This window comes from Burkholderia stagnalis (genome assembly GCF_902830275.1).
GTDB lineage: Bacteria > Pseudomonadota > Gammaproteobacteria > Burkholderiales > Burkholderiaceae > Burkholderia > Burkholderia stagnalis.
The window spans coordinates 63760-80657 of record NZ_CADESW010000013.1; the positions used below are offsets into that span (position 1 = coordinate 63760).

At 69.3% G+C, this 16898-nt stretch carries 12 protein-coding genes; 10 read left to right on the forward strand and 2 right to left on the reverse strand.

The window, feature by feature from the left end:
• The first annotated feature begins 5 nt into the window (after positions 1-5).
• The 4 genes from HWY45_RS21955 to HWY45_RS21970 all read left to right on the forward strand — a co-directional run bounded on the left by HWY45_RS21955 (position 6) and on the right by HWY45_RS21970 (position 8690).
• Positions 6-3914, forward strand: coding sequence for a hybrid sensor histidine kinase/response regulator (locus tag HWY45_RS21955; RefSeq protein WP_059880594.1), 3909 nt, complete (start codon positions 6-8; stop codon positions 3912-3914).
• Entirely contained in the window at positions 3911-6463 is a 2553-nt protein-coding gene (locus HWY45_RS21960) for an EAL domain-containing protein (protein WP_059880591.1), read from the forward strand. Before HWY45_RS21955 ends, HWY45_RS21960 begins: the two co-directional genes overlap by 4 nt.
• Positions 6464-6760: 297 nt before the next feature.
• Entirely contained in the window at positions 6761-7924 is a 1164-nt protein-coding gene (locus HWY45_RS21965) for a DUF3182 family protein (RefSeq protein ID WP_059880588.1), read from the forward strand.
• Positions 7914-8690 carry an alpha/beta hydrolase family protein gene (locus tag HWY45_RS21970; RefSeq protein ID WP_059806221.1) on the forward strand — a complete coding sequence of 259 codons (777 nt, stop codon included), beginning with the start codon at positions 7914-7916 and terminating at the stop codon, positions 8688-8690. The genes HWY45_RS21965 and HWY45_RS21970 overlap by 11 nt, the downstream gene beginning before the upstream one ends.
• Before the next feature lie 96 nt (positions 8691-8786).
• On the opposite strand, the gene HWY45_RS21975 is transcribed toward HWY45_RS21970, so the two are convergent.
• Positions 8787-11258, reverse strand: a complete 2472-nt coding sequence (locus HWY45_RS21975) for an AsmA family protein (protein WP_059880585.1) — start codon at positions 11256-11258, stop codon at positions 8787-8789.
• Between HWY45_RS21975 and HWY45_RS21980 the strand changes: the two genes are divergently transcribed.
• The 3 genes from HWY45_RS21980 to HWY45_RS21990 all read left to right on the forward strand — a co-directional run bounded on the left by HWY45_RS21980 (position 11244) and on the right by HWY45_RS21990 (position 12887).
• On the forward strand, positions 11244-12197 hold the full coding sequence (locus HWY45_RS21980; protein ID WP_230946884.1) for a hypothetical protein: 954 nt from the start codon (positions 11244-11246) through the stop codon (positions 12195-12197). The two genes, HWY45_RS21975 and HWY45_RS21980, sit on opposite strands and share 15 nt — an antisense overlap.
• Positions 12198-12479: 282 nt before the next feature.
• Positions 12480-12686, forward strand: a complete 207-nt coding sequence (locus tag HWY45_RS21985) for a hypothetical protein (protein ID WP_124595836.1) — start codon at positions 12480-12482, stop codon at positions 12684-12686.
• 18 nt (positions 12687-12704) lie between these two features.
• Complete coding sequence (locus HWY45_RS21990) at positions 12705-12887, forward strand: hypothetical protein (protein ID WP_081069720.1); 183 nt, start codon at positions 12705-12707, stop codon at positions 12885-12887.
• A gap of 20 nt (positions 12888-12907) precedes the next feature.
• On the opposite strand, the gene HWY45_RS21995 is transcribed toward HWY45_RS21990, so the two are convergent.
• A complete protein-coding gene (locus HWY45_RS21995; RefSeq protein WP_059880581.1) occupies positions 12908-14491 on the reverse strand; it encodes a PAS domain-containing hybrid sensor histidine kinase/response regulator in 1584 nt (527 codons plus the stop codon).
• Between the two features lie 287 nt (positions 14492-14778).
• On the opposite strand from HWY45_RS21995, the gene HWY45_RS22000 reads away from it, so the two are divergent.
• From HWY45_RS22000 to HWY45_RS22010, 3 genes are all read left to right on the forward strand, one after another.
• Entirely contained in the window at positions 14779-15135 is a 357-nt protein-coding gene (locus tag HWY45_RS22000; protein ID WP_059880578.1) for a hypothetical protein, read from the forward strand.
• 171 nt (positions 15136-15306) lie between these two features.
• Positions 15307-16206, forward strand: coding sequence for a BON domain-containing protein (locus tag HWY45_RS22005; protein ID WP_059880575.1), 900 nt, complete (start codon positions 15307-15309; stop codon positions 16204-16206).
• 148 nt (positions 16207-16354) lie between these two features.
• A complete protein-coding gene (locus HWY45_RS22010; RefSeq protein WP_059880572.1) occupies positions 16355-16879 on the forward strand; it encodes a hypothetical protein in 525 nt (174 codons plus the stop codon).
• Positions 16880-16898: the final 19 nt, after the last annotated feature.

Sequence of the window (16898 nt, forward strand, 5' to 3'; positions counted from 1 at the left end):
GATGCATGGATATCAAGGCCAAGCTTGTCGCCAGCACCAGCCTGATGCTGCTGGGCGTGCTGGCGATATCCGCGACCAGTCTGCTGGCCGTGCACGGCATCGCATCCGGCGTGCGCACGCTGACGACGGAGTCGCTGCCGTTGCAGACGCACAGCAACGCGCTCCAGCGCGCGTACGGCGACCTCGTGACGGATTTCGGCCGGCTCGCGCAGGCGCAGGACGGGGCCGGGCAGGAGGCGGTGACGGCGGCGATCGGCGCGCAATTGCAGCGGATCGCGGTCGAAGCGGCGGCCATCCGCGCGATCGACGCGCACGGCGTCGACGTGCCTTCCGCCGAGCTGCGCAGCATGCTCGCGTCGATGAACGCAGGCGTCGGCCAGCGTCGGCGGGACAACGCGATGCTCGACGCCGAAAGCGCGCGGGTCGCGCATGTCCGGGAAAGCAGCGCGGCGCTGCTGGACGTCATCGGCAAGGAAACCGGCCGGCTCGACAGCCGGGCCGTGGCGGCCGTGACCGACGCGCTGGCGGCCAACACCGCGTCCAACCGGGCGATTCATGCGCTGGACCAGGCCCGTGCGGACGTGAAGGATGTCATCGTCCTCGTCGACGCGATCGACGACGCGCCGTCCCGATACCGGCTCGTCCCGCTGGGCGAGCGGCTGAAGGCCGCGCTCGACGGCGCGCGCAATGGCGTGGCGATCGCCGCGGCGAATGGCGATGCCGATGCGACGCGGGACGTCGTGGCGACGCTCGGGCGGCTCGAGACGGATCTCCTCGACGGCGCCGCAGGCCTCGTCGCGCTGCGCGGCAGGGCGCTCGCGGAGCCGGCCGTCAAGGCCCGCTACCGGGCCGCGAAGGCCGACCTCTCGACGTCGCTCCAGTCGCTGGATACGACGCTCGCGGAGATCGTCGATCCGTACGCCATGCGCATCTTCAAGGCGCGCCGGCGTCTCGACGAAGCGACCGCGTTCCAGCAGCAGGCCGCGCGGATCAAGTACCTGTCGGTGCTCGTCAACGGCCGCATCGAGGAATTGACGGCCCACTTGCGCGTGGCCGCGCAAAGCGCGGACACCGGGCAGCTCGCGCGCGCCGATCGCGAGATCCGGACCGGCGTCGACGCACTCGGCGAATCGGCGAATGCGCTGCGGGCGGCGCTCGTGGCCAGCGGGCAGGGCGAATTGAGCCGCACGCAGGACGTGGTCCCGCTGGCGGCCGAGCTGGCCGGATCGGCCCGCCGCATCGTCGCGACGAAGCAGCGGACGCTGGCCAACGACGCGGCCATGCAGCGCATCGTCGCGGATATCGACACCACCGCGAACCGCCTCGAGGCTGCCGCGGAACAGGCGGTGCTGCGCGTCGACCTGCAGCAGCGCAGCATCGTGTCGCAGGTGTACCGCGCGATGGCGGGCGCGGTCGCGATGATCGTCGTCGTGTCGCTGCTGCTCGCGGTGGTCGGCCTCGCGATCAGCCATCGCATCGGCACGTCGATTTCGCGCCCGCTGTCGAACCTGACGCGCACGATGGCGCGCATTCGCGGCGGCAGCGACCTGTCGCTGCGCATGCGCCACCGCGGCACCGACGAAGTCGCGACGCTGATCGCGGGCTTCAACACGATGCTCGACGAAATCGAGCGGCGCGACGTCGAGCTGCAGGCCGCGATCGCGGCGGCGGAAGCGGCGAATTCGGCGAAGTCGGAGTTTCTCGCGCGGATGAGCCACGAAATCCGCACGCCGATGAACGGCGTGCTCGGCATGACCGAGCTGCTGCAGCGCACGACGCTCACCGCGAAGCAGCGCAACTTCGTCGACACCGTGTACCGGTCCGGCCAGACCTTGTTGACGATCATCGACGACATCCTGGATTTCTCGAAGATCGAAGCCGGCAAGCTGGTGCTGGAGCGCATCGCGTTCAACCTGTATCAGCTGCTCGACGACGTCGTGTCGCTGCTCGAACCCATGGCCCGGCGCAAGGCGCTCGCGCTGCGCTTGCGCAAGCACGACCCGGTGCCGCAATGGGTGCGCGGCGACCCGGTGCGCTTGCGGCAGATCCTGACGAACCTGGTCGGCAACGCGATCAAGTTCACCGAGCGCGGGCAGGTGGAGCTGGCCGTCTCGTCGCCGGAGCACGGCCTCGTCGTGTTCACGATCGCCGACAGCGGCATCGGCATCGCGCCGGACGTGTCGGCGCAACTGTTCAAGCCGTTCCAGCAGGCCGACAGCTCGACCGCCCGCCAATATGGCGGCACCGGGCTCGGGCTCGTGATTTCGCGGCAGTTGGCCGAGATGATGGGCGGCACGCTCTCGGTCGAATCCGCGCCGGGCCAGGGCTCGGTGTTCACCGTGACGGCGCGGCTCGAGCCGGCAGACGCCGCGGGCGCGGCCGCCACGAGCGCGAGCCGGTCGCTGGCCGGGCTGAAGGTGCTGATCGCGGACGACAGCGAGACCGATCGCAGCGTGCTCGTCGAGCATGCGATCGAATGGCAGCTGCGCGTCGCCACGGCCAGCGGCGGCGACGACGCGCTGGCGCAGCTGCGGGCCGCCGCCGACGACGGGCAGCCGTTCGACCTGGCCATCGTCGACGTGCGGATGCCGGGCATGGACGGCATCTCGCTCGTGCGGCACATCCGCGACGATCCCGCGCTGCGCGCGCTCAGGATCATCACGCTGACCGCGTTCGAGCGGATGGACAGCATCCAGGTCGCGCGCGAACTCGGCATCGACGCGCGCCTGACCAAGCCGCTCCACGGTGCGGACCTGTACGCGTGCATCGCGTCGGTGATGCGCGTGACGCCGCCCCGGCTGCCGTCGGCGGCACCGGTCGATGCCGATGCCGGCGCCGGCGTTGCGCCGGAGGGCGGCCCGCCGTACGGCGCGGCGCCGGCGCGCGTGCTGCTGGTCGAGGACAACCCCGTCAACCAGCAGATCGCGCTGGCGATGCTGGAAGACACGGGCTATGCGGTGGAGGTGGCCGAAAACGGCCGGGAGGCGCTGGACAGGCTGCTTGAAGACCGTTTCGACGTCGTGCTGATGGACTGCCAGATGCCGCTGATGGACGGCTTCGAGGCGACGCAATGGCTGAGGCTGCGCGAGGCGGAGACGGGCGCGGCGCGGCTGCCGGTCATCGCGCTGACGGCCAATGCGATCAGTGGCGACCGGGAGCGGTGTCTCGCCGCCGGCATGGACGACTACCTGAGCAAGCCGTTCAGCCGCGATGCGTTGCTGCAGATGCTCGCGCGCTTTGCGCGGGGCGATGCGCGGTCGGCGGTGCGGGCGCATGAAGGAGCGAGCGACGCGGCAGGCGCCGGGGCCGCTAAGGCGACCGCTGAAGCGGCAGTCGAAGCGGCAGTCGACATGGCCACTAAAGCGGCCGCCGATTCGGCAGGCGCCGTGGCCGCTAAAGCGGCCGCCGAGGCGGCAAGCGCCGTGCCCGCCGAAACGACCGCCGAGGCGGCAGGCGACGTGGCCGCTGAAGCGACCGCCGATTCGGCAAGCACCGCCCCGGATGACGACGCGAACGTGATCGACCGCAAGGCGCTCGACGCGTTGCGCGCGCTGCAGCGGCCGGGCCGGCCCGACGTGCTGACGCGGATCATCGACCAGTTCGACCTCGATGCGCCGCGGCTGATCGCGGGCATGCACGCGGCCGTCGCGGCCGGCGACGCCGATGCGCTGAAGCTCGCGTCGCATACGCTGAAATCGAGCAGCGCGAACGTCGGCGCGCACGCGCTGTCGGTCCGCTGCCGGGAGATCGAGCAGCTGGCGCGGGCGGCCGACGTCTCGGCGGCGGCGAGCCTGGTCGCCGGCGCGGCTGCGGATTTCGCGCGCGCGCAGGCCGTCCTGCGCGCGCAACGGGTGGACGTGGACGCGAACACGGCCGCGCGCGCGCAGCCGGAGAAGGAGGGAACCCAGCCGTGAACGATCGACAATCCGACGCACCGGTGATCCTGGTCATCGACGACGACGCGATGACGCGTCTGCTGGTGGTGGAAACGCTCGAGCCCGACGGTTTTCGCGTCGAGGAGGCGGCCGCGCCGCAGGAAGGCGTCGACGCGTTCCTGCGTCATCGCCCCGACCTGGTGTTGCTCGACGTCGAGATGCCGGGCGGCGACGGCTTCGAATGCTGCCGGCAGCTGCGTGCGCTGCCCGAGGGGCAGCGCGTGCCGATCGTGATGCTGACCGGCAACGACGACGACGCGTCGATCGCCAGCGCCTTCGACGCCGGCGCGACCGATTTCGTGTCCAAGCCGATGCGCTGGAAGCTGCTCGGCTACCGGATCCGCTATCTGCTGCGGGCCGCCGCCACGCTCGAACAGCTCGCGAACACCGAGACCAGCCTGACCCATGCGCAGGCGCTGGCGCACGTGGGCAACTGGGCGTACCAGGCCGGCCGCCAGGACGGCTATTGGTCGCCGGAGCTGTACCGCATCGTCGGCCTCGATCCCGAACGCACGCCGGCCACCTTCGACCGGCTGCTGCAATGCGTGCCGGCCGACGAGCAGCCGCTGCTGATCCAGTCGTTCACGAGCCTGCGCACCGAGGGCGCCGCGTTTACGCTCGAGCATCGGCTGATCCACGCGGACGGCACCGAGCGCCACGTGCTGCACCAGGCCGAGGCGGGCCGCGACCTGAACCACGCGATCATCCTGCGCGGCATCGTGCAGGACATCACCGAGCGCAAGGTGCAGCAGGGGCGCATCGAATACCTGGCCAACCACGATGCGCTCACCGGGCTGCCCAATCGCAACCTGTTGAGCGACCGCATGGAGCAGGCGATCTCGCACGGGCGGCGCACGGGGCAGCTGGTCGCGGTCATGGTGCTCGACCTGGACCGCTTCAAGCACGTCAACGACACCTTCGGCCATTCGGTCGGCGACAGCCTGCTGAAGGCCGTCGCGGTGCGCCTCAAGGAGGCCGTGCGCGACGGCGACACGGTCGCGCGGCTCGGCGGCGACGAGTTCGTCGTGATGCTGGCGAACCTGTCGACGCCGGCGGATGCGGACGTGGTCGCCCGCAAGGTACTGGACATTTTCGTCGCGCCGTTCGCGTTCGACGGGCACGACCTGCACGTGACGACGAGCATCGGCATCAGCCTGTGCCCGATCGACGGCACCAGCGCGGAAGCGCTGCTGCGCACGGCCGACGCCGCGCTGTACAGCGCGAAGGAGCGCGGGCGCAACGGCTACAGCTTCTACACGCGCGAGCTGGGCGTGCGGGTGGAGGAGCGGGCCGGGCTCGAAAACGCGCTGTATCAGGCCGTGACGAACAACGAGCTGGAGCTGTACTACCAGCCGAAGGTCGACCTGAAGACCGGCCAGATCAGCGGCGTCGAGGCGCTGATCCGCTGGCGGCGCCCCGGCATCGGCGTGATTCCGCCCGACCGGTTCATTCCGATCGCGGAGGAAACCGGGCTGATTCTGCCGATCGGCGAATGGGTGCTGCGCACCGCGTGCGAGCAGGCCGTCGCATGGCAGCAGGAAGGGCATCCGCCGATCCCGATCGCCGTCAACCTGTCGGCGCGCCAGTTCCAGCAGCAGAACGTGGCCGAACTGGTGCGCACGACGCTCGCCGAAACGGGCCTCGCGCCCGCGTGGCTCGAACTCGAGCTGACCGAGAGCGTGCTGATGCAGGACCGCCGCTCGATCGCGCAGACGCTGCAGGACCTGAAGGCCCTCGGCGTCGTGCTGTCGCTCGACGATTTCGGCACCGGCTATTCGAGCCTGTCCTACCTGAAGGATCTGCCGATCGACGTCGTCAAGATCGACAAGTCGTTCCTGAGCGACGTGACCACGAGCGCGGAAGGGGCGTCGCTGACGCGCTCGATCATCGCGATGGCGGAGTCGCTGAACATGGAGACGGTGGCCGAGGGCGTGGAGACGGAGGCGCAGCTGTCGTTCCTGAACCGGCATCGCTGCCACGCGATGCAGGGCTACTACTTCAGCCACCCCGTCACGGGCGCGGAAATCGCCGGCATGCTGGCCGTCGGCACCGAACTGCCGGATCATTGCCGGCGGCGCGAGCTGCTGCACCGCACGCTGCTGCTGGTCGACGAAGACCGGTCGGCGCTGCAAATGATCCGGCGGGCGCTCAGCCGCGACGGCTACGAGATCCTCGGCGCGACCCATTCCGGCGAAGCGCTCGAACTGCTCGCGCGCCATCGCGTGGGCGTGATCGTGTCGGCGCTGCCCGGCATCGATCTGCTGCAGCGGGTCAAGGCGCTGTACCCGGACGTCGTGCGCATCCTGCTGTCCGGCTACGCCGACGCGCAGGCGATTGCCGGCACGTTCGACGACGGATCGGTGCAGAAGGTGCTGACCAAGCCGTGGGACGTCGCGCTGCTGCGCCGGCACATCGCCGAGGCGTTCCAGCAGTTCGAGCGGGTCGACGTGATGGTGCCGCCGGCGCAAGGCCGGCGGGGCGTGGACGTTGCATACGCCGACGAGGGGGCGCGCCGCGACACGGCTTGAGTGTCGGCCGCGCGAGGCGGCATGGGTTCGACCCTCCATATCCGTGATCGCGACCGGGTCCGGAAGTTGCGCCCTGCATGGATTTCGGCCGCTGCGCGCACCGCTATCCCGCCACATGTTCGTGAACGACCCGGCGCACGGCCGGCTCGTCGAGATCGATCCGGCCGCGGATCGGGTCGTGGATGAATGAACGGCCGACGCTTCGCATCATGTCGCCGCCATCACGCGCCGCGCCATCGCGGCCCGGGCGCCGGCATCGAAATTGCTGCACGAGCGTATCGCGACGGAGGGCGCAGCATGGAACCATCGACGGATGACGCCGCTTGCGCGGCACCTGCGCTACCGGTCGTCCTTCTGCATCGCAAGGAAGGCAACGCGCCGGAACAGGGGCACGAAGCCGACACGCTTCGGGAACTGGCGCGCCAGATCGCGGAACTCAAGGGCACGCAGTTTGCGGGGAAGTTCGATGCACGATGTGCGTATCCGGCCCATCGTTACCTGGTTCCCGACGACACGCTGACCCTCGCCGAAGCGCGCAAGCTCGGCGTGCGCTCCGTGCGCGACCTGTATGGCGGCGTCGTGCCGTTTCCGTTCGTCGCGACGAAGCTGATCGCGCACGGCCTGCCCGACCGCGCAACGGTTGCGCCGCCTGGCTGGTCGCACGCGTTCAGCGCGCATACGGCATCGCTCGTGTTGCCGGGCTACTCGGCGTTCTCCCGAGAGGACGCCTGCAATGCCGCGCACGCGCTGTTTGAAGGCGGCCGCGTGCGCATCAAGCGGCCCTATGGCATCGGCGGCGCCGGACAGACACTGGTTGCGGACATGACGGAGCTGAACGCGGAACTCGATGCGATCGGCGACGCGGCCCTGCAGGCGGAGGGCGTCGTCATCGAGCGGCATCTGGACGACATCGACACGTACAGCGTCGGGCAGGTGGTGCTCGACGACCTGGTCGCGAGCTATTACGGCATCCAGCACCTGACCGTCAACAATCACGGCCATCACGTCTACGGCGGCTCGGATCTGGTCGTGGCGCGGGGCGGCTTCGATGCGCTCGAGCAACTCGATCTCCCGCAGGACATACGCGAGGCCGTGGCGAAGGCGCGTGCGTTCGACGCGGCCGTGCATACCGACTATGCCGGCTTCTTCGCATCGAGACGCAACTACGACGTGGCGCGCGGCCGTGACGATGCGGGGCTGCCGTATTGCGGCGTGCTCGAGCAATCGTGGCGCGTCGGCGGCGCGACGGGGGCCGAGATCGGCGCGCTGCGCGCATTCCGGCAAGACCCCGACACGTATCTGGTCAGCGCATCGACGCGCGAGATCTACGGCGACGATGCGCAGGCGCCCGCCGGGGCGTGCGTGATCTATCGCGGCGTCGACGCGCAGGCCGGCCCGCTCACGAAGTATTACGCGCTGGAGGAACGACGGCGCCAGGGAGCTTCGGTCGATGAAGGCTGATCATTACCCGCTGCAGATCAAGGTCGAGCACGGCTATCTCGACGGCACGATGCTCGTGCCGAAAACGACCGCGCCCGGCGTGCTGTTCGTGCACGGCTGGGGCGGCAACCAGGAGCAGTACATGGAGCGCGCGCGGCAGGCGACGGCGATGGGCTGCATCTGCCTGACGTTCGACCTGTCGGGCCATGCGCGCACGCACGGCGAGCAGCAGTCGGTCACGCGCGAGACGAATCTCGCCGACCTGATCGCGGCCTACGACGTGCTGGCCGCGCATCCGCTGGTCGATCGCGATTCGATCGCGGTGATCGGCAGCAGCTATGGCGGCTATCTCGCGACGATCCTGACCGAGCTGCGCCCGGTGCGATGGCTCGGCCTGCGCGTGCCCGCGCTGTATCTCGACGACGGCTGGACGACGCCGAAATACGCGCTGCACGTCGAGCACGATCTGGTTGCATATCGCAAGCGCATCGTGCCGGCGACGGAAAACCGCGCATTGCGCGCGGCGGCCGGCTTCGGCGGCGATGTGCTGCTGGTCGAATCGGAACACGATCAGATCGTTCCGCATACGGTCATCGCCAGTTATCTGCAATCCTTCCTGCATGCCCATTCGTTGACGTATCGCGTGATCGAGGGCGCGGATCACGCGCTCTCCGACGCCGGCAGCCAGCGGGCCTACACGGCGCTGGTCGTGAACTGGCTCGACGAGATGGTCGCGGGCCACCGCGCCGGCAGCATCGGCACGGCGGCGCCGGATCGCCCGAGCTGAAGCGCGGGTCGATGGGCGCCGCGCTGGCCGGATCGGCGGTGCGGAGCGCGCGCGAATCGCGCAGCCAAGGGCGGCAAGCGCCGCAACCCCGCGGCATTACCGCCCTGGCGTGGAAGTTCCGCCCGCGCGCGTGGCCGGCTCGGGTTCGGCCGCCGCCTGCGCGCGAGCCTGTGAGGCAGGCGGCGCACTCATGTACGCCGGCGCAGGCTTTTTCTCCTTGCGCATGCCCGGCGGCGGCGCGCTCGGGCGCCGCTCCATGTCGACCAGCATCTGGTGGCACGGCAACGGCTGATTGCGGCCCGGCTGGATCAGCGCGAGCAGGCTTGCGACCGGATTGAGCAGGCCCAGCGCCACCGCCGCGCCGCCGCGCGCGATCAGCGCGCCCGGCTTCACGCCTACGTGCGGCTGCTTGAAGGTGCCGGTGACGTACAGCGGCGAGCGCAGCGATACGATCCGGAACCCCTTGGTATGCGGTCGAATCGTCAGGTTCATGGTTTCGTCGCGCAGGTTCACGGTGCCGTTCATGCCGATCACCGCGTCCTCGGTGTCGAGCGCGAATACGCGCGAGTCGAGCACACCGTTGGTGGCCACGAAATCGGCCGCCGCGCAGTTGATCTTCACGTCGCGATCGCCGAACAGCTTCTCGTACACCACGTTCGCCACGTTCAACCCCGCTGCTTCCATCAGCAACAGGCTCACCGTGCCGTCGGTGACCAGCGTCTTCACTTCTCCGTTGGACGTGGCGGCGAGCGCCGCCGGCGAATTGCCGGTGGCCGACAGCGCGGCATCGCCGTTGACTTCGCCGAGCGCCGTCTGCATGACCTTGAAGGTCGGGAACAGCTGCTTCAGCTTCAGGTGCCGCGCCTGCAGCGTGAAGCGCCCCTGGAGCGGCGTGCCCCGGCCGTCCAGGTAGACGTTCGACGCCAGCGTGCCGCCCGCGACGCCGAAGTTCAGCGGGTTCAGCGTCAGCACGCCGTCCTGCATCACGACGTGGGTCGTCAGGCCGGTGATCGGCAGGCTCGGCGACTTGATGATGCGCTGCCCGGTGAACCGGACGTCGGCGTCCATCTTCTTCCAGCGCTCCGTGCGGAACGTCTCGACCGGCAGCGATTTGTTCGCGGGCTGTGCGGCGGGCGCGCCCCGTCGCGCCTTGCTCGCATTCGTGTCGGCGCCGATCAGCGGCGCGAGGTCGGCGAACCGCAGCACCTTCGACACCAGCGTGCCCGACAGGAGCGGCCTCGGTTCGCGCGATACGTATACCAGCGTGCCGGTGAGGTCGCTGCCGCCGACGCGCCCCGTGAAGTCCTCGTACTTGAAGACGTTGCCCGACGCGCGGAATTGCCCGATCAGGTGGCCGTCGGTCGCATAGGGCGGAGTCTCGGGCAGCGTGATGCCGGTGACGTCGTACAGGTGCGCCATGCTGGTGCCCGCGAGCCACAGGCGCAGGTCGACCGCCGCCAGGTGCGCCGGATCGGTCACCGTGCCGACGAGCGCGAGCGTCGTATCGCCGAAGTGCAAACTGGCCTGGACCGGAAACGGGCGCTGCGCGCCGCCGCCTTGCAGCCCCAGCACGTTGCCGATCTTGCCGCTGCCGGCGACGTGCCCTTTCTTGTAGGTTCCGTCGACGGTCCACCCGATCGTGTAGTCGGCCGCGCCGGCGGATGCCGCGGGCGCGGCGCCTGCCGATGCACCGGATGCCGCGGCGGCCTTCGCGCCCGACGCCGCCGTCGCGGACGCGCCCGATGCGGCCGATGCCGCCGGCGCGATTCTGGTCGTGGAAATTGCCGCCGACGCCTGCGACGCCGCGGCCAGCGCCTGCGACGCCGCCGCCGATGCGCGGGAGGCCGCTTCGACACCCGACGCGGGTGCCGGGGCTGGCGCCGCACCGCGCTGCGCCTGCGCCGCGAGCTTCTTCTGGCCGGCCTGGCCGACGGCCTGCGCCGATTCGCTGCGCGCCAGCGCCGCCTGCTGCTTCATCGCCTCGCCGAACGCAATCGGCTTGCCGAGCGTGTCGATCACGCCGCTCAGGTCGAATTGCTTCTGCTGGTCGTAGTAGCGGAGCTTGCCGGTGGTGAACGCGACATCGTGCAGGTCGAGCGTCCACTTGCCCGGACGATCGGGCTTCCTGAGGTGGAACGTCCAGTTGTCGCGCCCGTCCGCGAGGCGTTCGAGGTCGACGGACGGATTGACGAGGTCGATGGCCGGAATCACGATGCGGCGCGCGATCAGCGGCAGCGCCTCGACTTCGAAGCTGATCGCGTCGAGCGTGGCGAAATGCTGCGTACGCGCCCAGTCCGTGTTGGCGATCGTGACGTTGCGGGCGCTGAAGCGCGGCCACGGCACCCACGCGCGCCAGCCTTGCTCGCTCGCGGGCCGGCGCCACTCGACGCGCAGCTCGCCGTTGATGGCGAACGGCCGTCCGATCGCGTCCGATACCTTGTCGTCGACCCAGGGGCGCGCACGGTTCCAGTCGAACGTCACGACGAACACGAACAGCGCGGCAATCGTCAGGGCAACGACAACGGCGAGCCACGCGGCCACCTTGCCGACGGTGTGGCCGTTGCGCATCTCTCACTCCCGGTTGGGCATCATGGCAATCCCGCCGCAAGCCACGTTCCCGATGGCGCGCTTCGACCGGCCAGCCGGTCGGGTTTCAGGGTTGCAACCGATCAGGCGCGCCGGGAAACCCGCGGGCGCGGCCGAATCGCGCCAGGCAAGACCTTCCGTGACGGCCGCACGCTTCGCGCGACGGCAACAGGCGCGTACATGCGTGCCGGGCAGTGCGAAACGTATCGGTGCCGAAACATTTTTTCAATTGCTCGCGCCGGATTTCCACGTATTTCGGGCTCACGTCGCCATGCACATCGAATCGCATGCAATGGCATATCGCTTGCTACTGAGATTGCGCCCGATCGTCATCACCGGAAATACGAGGAATTCGTAATGAGCATCGTTGCGACTTACACATTCGCGTTGCAGCACGGCGGCCACGCCACGTTCTATATCGCTCGGAACGGCTGTCCGTCCGGCGCGGCGCTGTATTTTCTCGCCGCGCATCTCGCCGATGGCGACGGATCGCTCGCCGACCGGTTTCATCGAGCGAACAAGGCTGCCGAGCTGACGTCGGCCGACGGGCATGACGACCTGTCCTATCGCTATGCGGTCGATCTCGACGGGCATCTGCACGCGTTTCGGCACGACGGGGAATTGCTCGAGTGGGACCAGTTCTTCTCCGGACACTACGCGGAATTCATCAATGGACACGCGCCGCTCAAGGTGCTCGGCGACGGCGTGCTGAAGCACGTGAAGACGCCCGGCACCGGAGGCAGTTACGAATGGGTCACGCGCGGGCAGCTCGTCAGGCGGCATGCCGCCGCGATGGAAACGCTTTCGTTGCAATGTGAACGATTTCCGGAACGGGCGGACGTCATTGCAGGCTATCGAGGCGACGTCGATGCACTCGCGCTGTCTCTCCAGCGATACAACGAAGGTGAGGATGTCGAATGAGCGGGGCCGATGGCTTCGGTCAAATAGCGCGCTACATGATCTGACAGCTTCAAATACGAACGACTCTGTGCTTATATGGATTTCTGAAGGCTATATGCTCAGATCATTTCGCATGCCTGCATGATCGAAATCAATGAGAACGTTTACGCGTCAGGGCATCCCCCTACGCGGCGGCGCACCGGAAATGCGTGTGGCAAGGCATCATTGGGCAGTACGCGAAACGCTGGGCGACATGCGATTGCGCATGTACACACAATCCGATTTCTCCGATACGAGCAACCCATGCAGACCATGCTGAGTCCGCACGAAATGACGACCTTGATGATCGCGTGGGACGCCCCCGATCAGATCGAACTCGAGCGTGACGAACTCGTCACGCTCATCGAGCATCGCCTGATCGCCGTCGATGAACCCGCATCGGGCCGCCGGCGCGTCCAGGTGACGGCGGAGGGCCGCGCCGTCCTGAAAGCGGTGTCGCGAATTCGTTGAGTGATGTCGGAGGCTGCCATGAGCGAAGCATGGATCGGGTTCGGGGTCGTCGCATGCGTGCTGGCGTGTGCGGTGATTGCCGCGACGAGCCGTTATCGCCGCGCGCATCGTCGCGCGGAATTGCTGAGGAACCTGGATCACCACGAATGGTGGTACTGGACTCACGCGTCCGCTGCGGGTTCGCGATCCGTGAAAAGGTGAGCGGGAACAATTCGCATGCCCTAGGCTTCCGGCAGCAGGTCGCGCGCAACCCGCTGCAATAGCGCGTCGAGCGTGGCCATCTCCACCGGTTTGACGAGGTGATCGTCGAATCCGGCACGCGCGGTGCGCAGGCGGTCGGACAACTGCGCGAGACCGGACACCGCGACGAACCGCGTTCGCCTGAGCGCATCGATCGATCGCAGCGCGCGCAGCAGCGCGAATCCGTCGACATCGGGCATCGACAGGTCGAGCAGCATCAGATGCGGAACGTGTTCCTGCGCGAGCGCCAGCGCGTGTCGCGCGTCGTATGCCGCATGGGGCGCATGCCCCTTCACGCGCAGCAGGATTTCGAGCGTATCGGCCGCGTCGCGGTTGTCGTCGACGACGATGATCCGCAACGGCGAGGCCGGCTGGGCCGCGCCGGCGCGCGGCGACGCGATCGACTCCGGGCTTGCGCGGCGGATCGGCAGGCGCACCACGAAGGTCGCGCCGCGCCCGAGGCCGTCGCTGTGCGCGGTGATCGTGCCGCCGTGCAGCTCGACGAACGACCGGCAGATCGCGAGGCCGAGGCCGAAGCCGCCGACCGTGTGCGGGCTGGCCTGGCCTTCCTGAACGAACAGGTCGAAGATCGATTCCAGTGCGTGCGGGGCGATGCCGATGCCGCGGTCGCTCACGCGGATCACGACGGCCCGGCCGTCGAGGCGGGCGTCGACGTCGATCCGGCCGCCGGTCGGCGAGAACTTCGACGCGTTGTCGAGCAGGTTGTGCAGCACCTGGATCAGCCTGATCTCGTCCCCCTGCAGCACGGCGGATTCGGTCGGCAGGTCGATGTGAATGCTCTGCGCGCGCGCGGCAAGCAGCGGCTCGATGCCCTCCGCGGCGCGACAGACGATGTCGCGCACGGCGACGGGACGGCTGTCCAGCTCGATCTTGCCGGCCGTGATCCGCCCGATGTCGAGCAGATCGTCGACCAGCCGCGTGAGCTGCGCGAGCTGACGGTCCGCGGCGTCGCGGCACGCTTCGAACGCGGCATCGACCGTGGGCAGGCTTTGCAATACGCCGATCGAATTGCGCAGCGGCGCAAGCTGGTTGCGCAGCTCGTGCGCCAGCATCGCGATGAAGACGCTGAGCCGGCGGGTCGATGCCTCGAGCTCCTCGAGCCGCCGGCGCTCGGTCATGTCGCGCGTGATCTTGATGAAGCCGCGCAGGTTTTGCGCGTCGTCGTACACGGCGCTGATCGTCACGCTCGCGCAGAACAGCGAGCCGTCCTTGCGCACCCGCCAGCCCTCGTCCTCGAAGCGGCCGCGCGCGGCCGCCTCGGCGAGCGCCCGGGCGGGGCGGCCGGCCGCGATCGCGTCGGGCGGATAGAAGCACGAGAAGTGACGGCCGATGATCTCGTCCGCGCGATAGCCCTTGATGCGTTGCGCGCCCGCATTCCACGTCACGACGCGGCCTTCGCGGTCGAGCATGAACACTGCATAGTCGGTGATCGACTCGACGACGGTGCGAAAGCGGAATTCCGCGTATTGGTGCGTCAGCGTCCGGACATCGGGTGTCTGGAGCGGATCGCGTTCGGGCGGCGAATCGGAGCCTGGTATGTTCATCGCGCGGCGCTGTAGTTGGAGAAGTGAGGGCGTGCGCCGGCTCGGCCGGGATGTCTCGATGCGGCGAACGGGCTGTCTGCCACGTGCGGATGGCCCCGAATTCGGCAGGGGCCCCGAGCCGTTCGGGCCGCATGGACAATTCACGCCGTCGCAATTGCCGTTCCTCCTGCCGCCGAGGCCCCCTTCGACGCGGCACGCCGCTTGCACGACACGGGTTTCCCGGCGCGGCGACGCACCGCCCGACGCGACGTGCGCCGCCGCGCGGCCCTGGCAGCGAGGTGAACGACATGAGCACACTGGATCCGGACAACGAGCCCTACGGCCCCGACGATGAAAACGCGCGCCGCGGCCGCGACGGCCGTGCGCTCGGGCCGGGCGACTCGTCCGACAGCGGCAGCGACGCGGCCGGCGCGAAGCGCCACCCGTTCGACATCGATTCGCCGCTCGACGAGCACGCGCCCGAACCGGACGACGCGGAACTTGAAAGCGATACCGATCGCACGGGCACGGGCGAGCGCGCGTCGGCGGAGGGCGGCGAGCGCGATGCCGCCGACATCGAACCCGACCGCATCGAACGGCTGAGCGACGCCGGCCAAAGCGACGAAAGCGACGAAAGCGACGAAATCCCGCCCGACGACGCGTAATACGCGCAAAAACTTCAACGCGTTGCAGATTGGTCGTGCACGGCACGCGCGACGCCGTCGCTCGCGAAACCGGGCGAGCGACGGCCCCGGCACGCCGATTGCGGGACCGCGACGCGATTTCCGCCGCGCGGAACGACCCGGGGCGGCGGAACCCGATCAAGGAGACGTGCGATGCAAAGACGATATCTCGGGCGGCCGACGCAACGTCGCGGCCCATCGAACTGGCAGGAGCGCAACGAACGCGCGTTCTGGGGCCGCGGCGAGCGCGACACGCCGAATTACGACGAATCGCTGTTGCCCGACGACGAATACGAATCGGCCTACCGGCTCGCGTCGGAGTACACGGGCCCCGAGGACTGGGGCAGCGAATGGGGCGAGTGGGCTGATCGCGCGTCGCAGGACCTCGGCCGGCGCGGCTACGGCGGCGGCCGGCGCGGCGCGTCGTCGCCGGAGTACGGCGGCGAGCGCGGCTATGGCGAGCAGCGCCGCGGCGGCGAGCCCGGCCGGCGCACGGAGCAGGGCGGCTATCCGGACGAGCGCGCCGAGCTGCACGGGCAGCACCGGACGGGCCGATACGGCGGTTACGGCGGTTACGGCGACGCCAACTATGGCGGCAGCCACGCCGGGAGTGCGATGCGCCAGGGCGGCGAACCGCGCGGCCGCGGCGGCGCGCAGGACCGGCCGCGCTTCGGCGAAGCCGACACGCCGCGCCGGCGGCAGGGGCCGAAGGGCTATACGCGCTCGGACGAGCGCATCCGCGAGGACGTGTGCGAACGGCTGGCGGGCGCACTCGACATCGACGTGAGCAACGTCAGCGTGCAGGTGAACGAGGGCCGGGTCGAACTGGACGGCACCGTGCCTGCGCGCTGGATGAAGCATTGCGTCGAGGATATCGCCGACGGCTGCATGTGCGTGCGCGACGTCGAGAACCGGGTGCGGGTGCAGCGCGACGACGACGAGCATCCGTCGACGGTATTGCGTCCGGACCACCGGACAGTCACCCCGACGCAGAATCCGCTGCGGGAGGAGCCGGCCGACACGCCGTCCACCGGCGACGTGCCACGCCGTTGATCCGCGCACGCTTCTCGCGGGCAGGACCGGCGCCGCGCATCGCGCGACGCATCGCGACGGCGACGGGCGGCGGCCGCGTGACGACCGGCATGCCGGCCGAGCGCGGCCGCCGCCCGTCGTCCGCCTGGATCCACCGTGGGAGAACACCATGTCGAACCTTCTGAACCCCGCAACGGGCGGCCTGCCCGTGCGCCGCAGCGGCAGCGCGTTCGCCGATCGCCAGGCGGCGATCGCGGCCGTCGAGCTGTTGCTGCCGAGCCTGTCCGCCGCGCTGCAAGGCGACGCCATCGGCGACAGCGGCTGCCTGCACATCGTGATCATGGATCCCGGGCTCGGCCCGCACGACGCGCCGTTCGAAGACGCGATCCTGTACGAGTTCTCGCTGCCCGCGCCGAAGGAATGGGACGCCGACTATCGCGCGTACGCCCGCGCGAAAGCGCGGCTGTCGTGGGAGACGGGCCGCGACGGCCATCTCGTGCAGGCGCTGGAGCCGCACCGGCTGCGCGCGGGCGACACGAACCTGTGGGGCGGCGTTGCGCGCGACGGCATCGTGGTCGGCGTGTCCGGCGCGCTGCCCTGGTTCGACGAAGCGTTCGCCGGCTGCATCGCGCAATGCCTGCGCGCGTTCGCGAAGCACCGGGCGGATGCAACGCCCGATGCGCTCGCGCTGTGAACCGCGCGGGGCCGTTTTA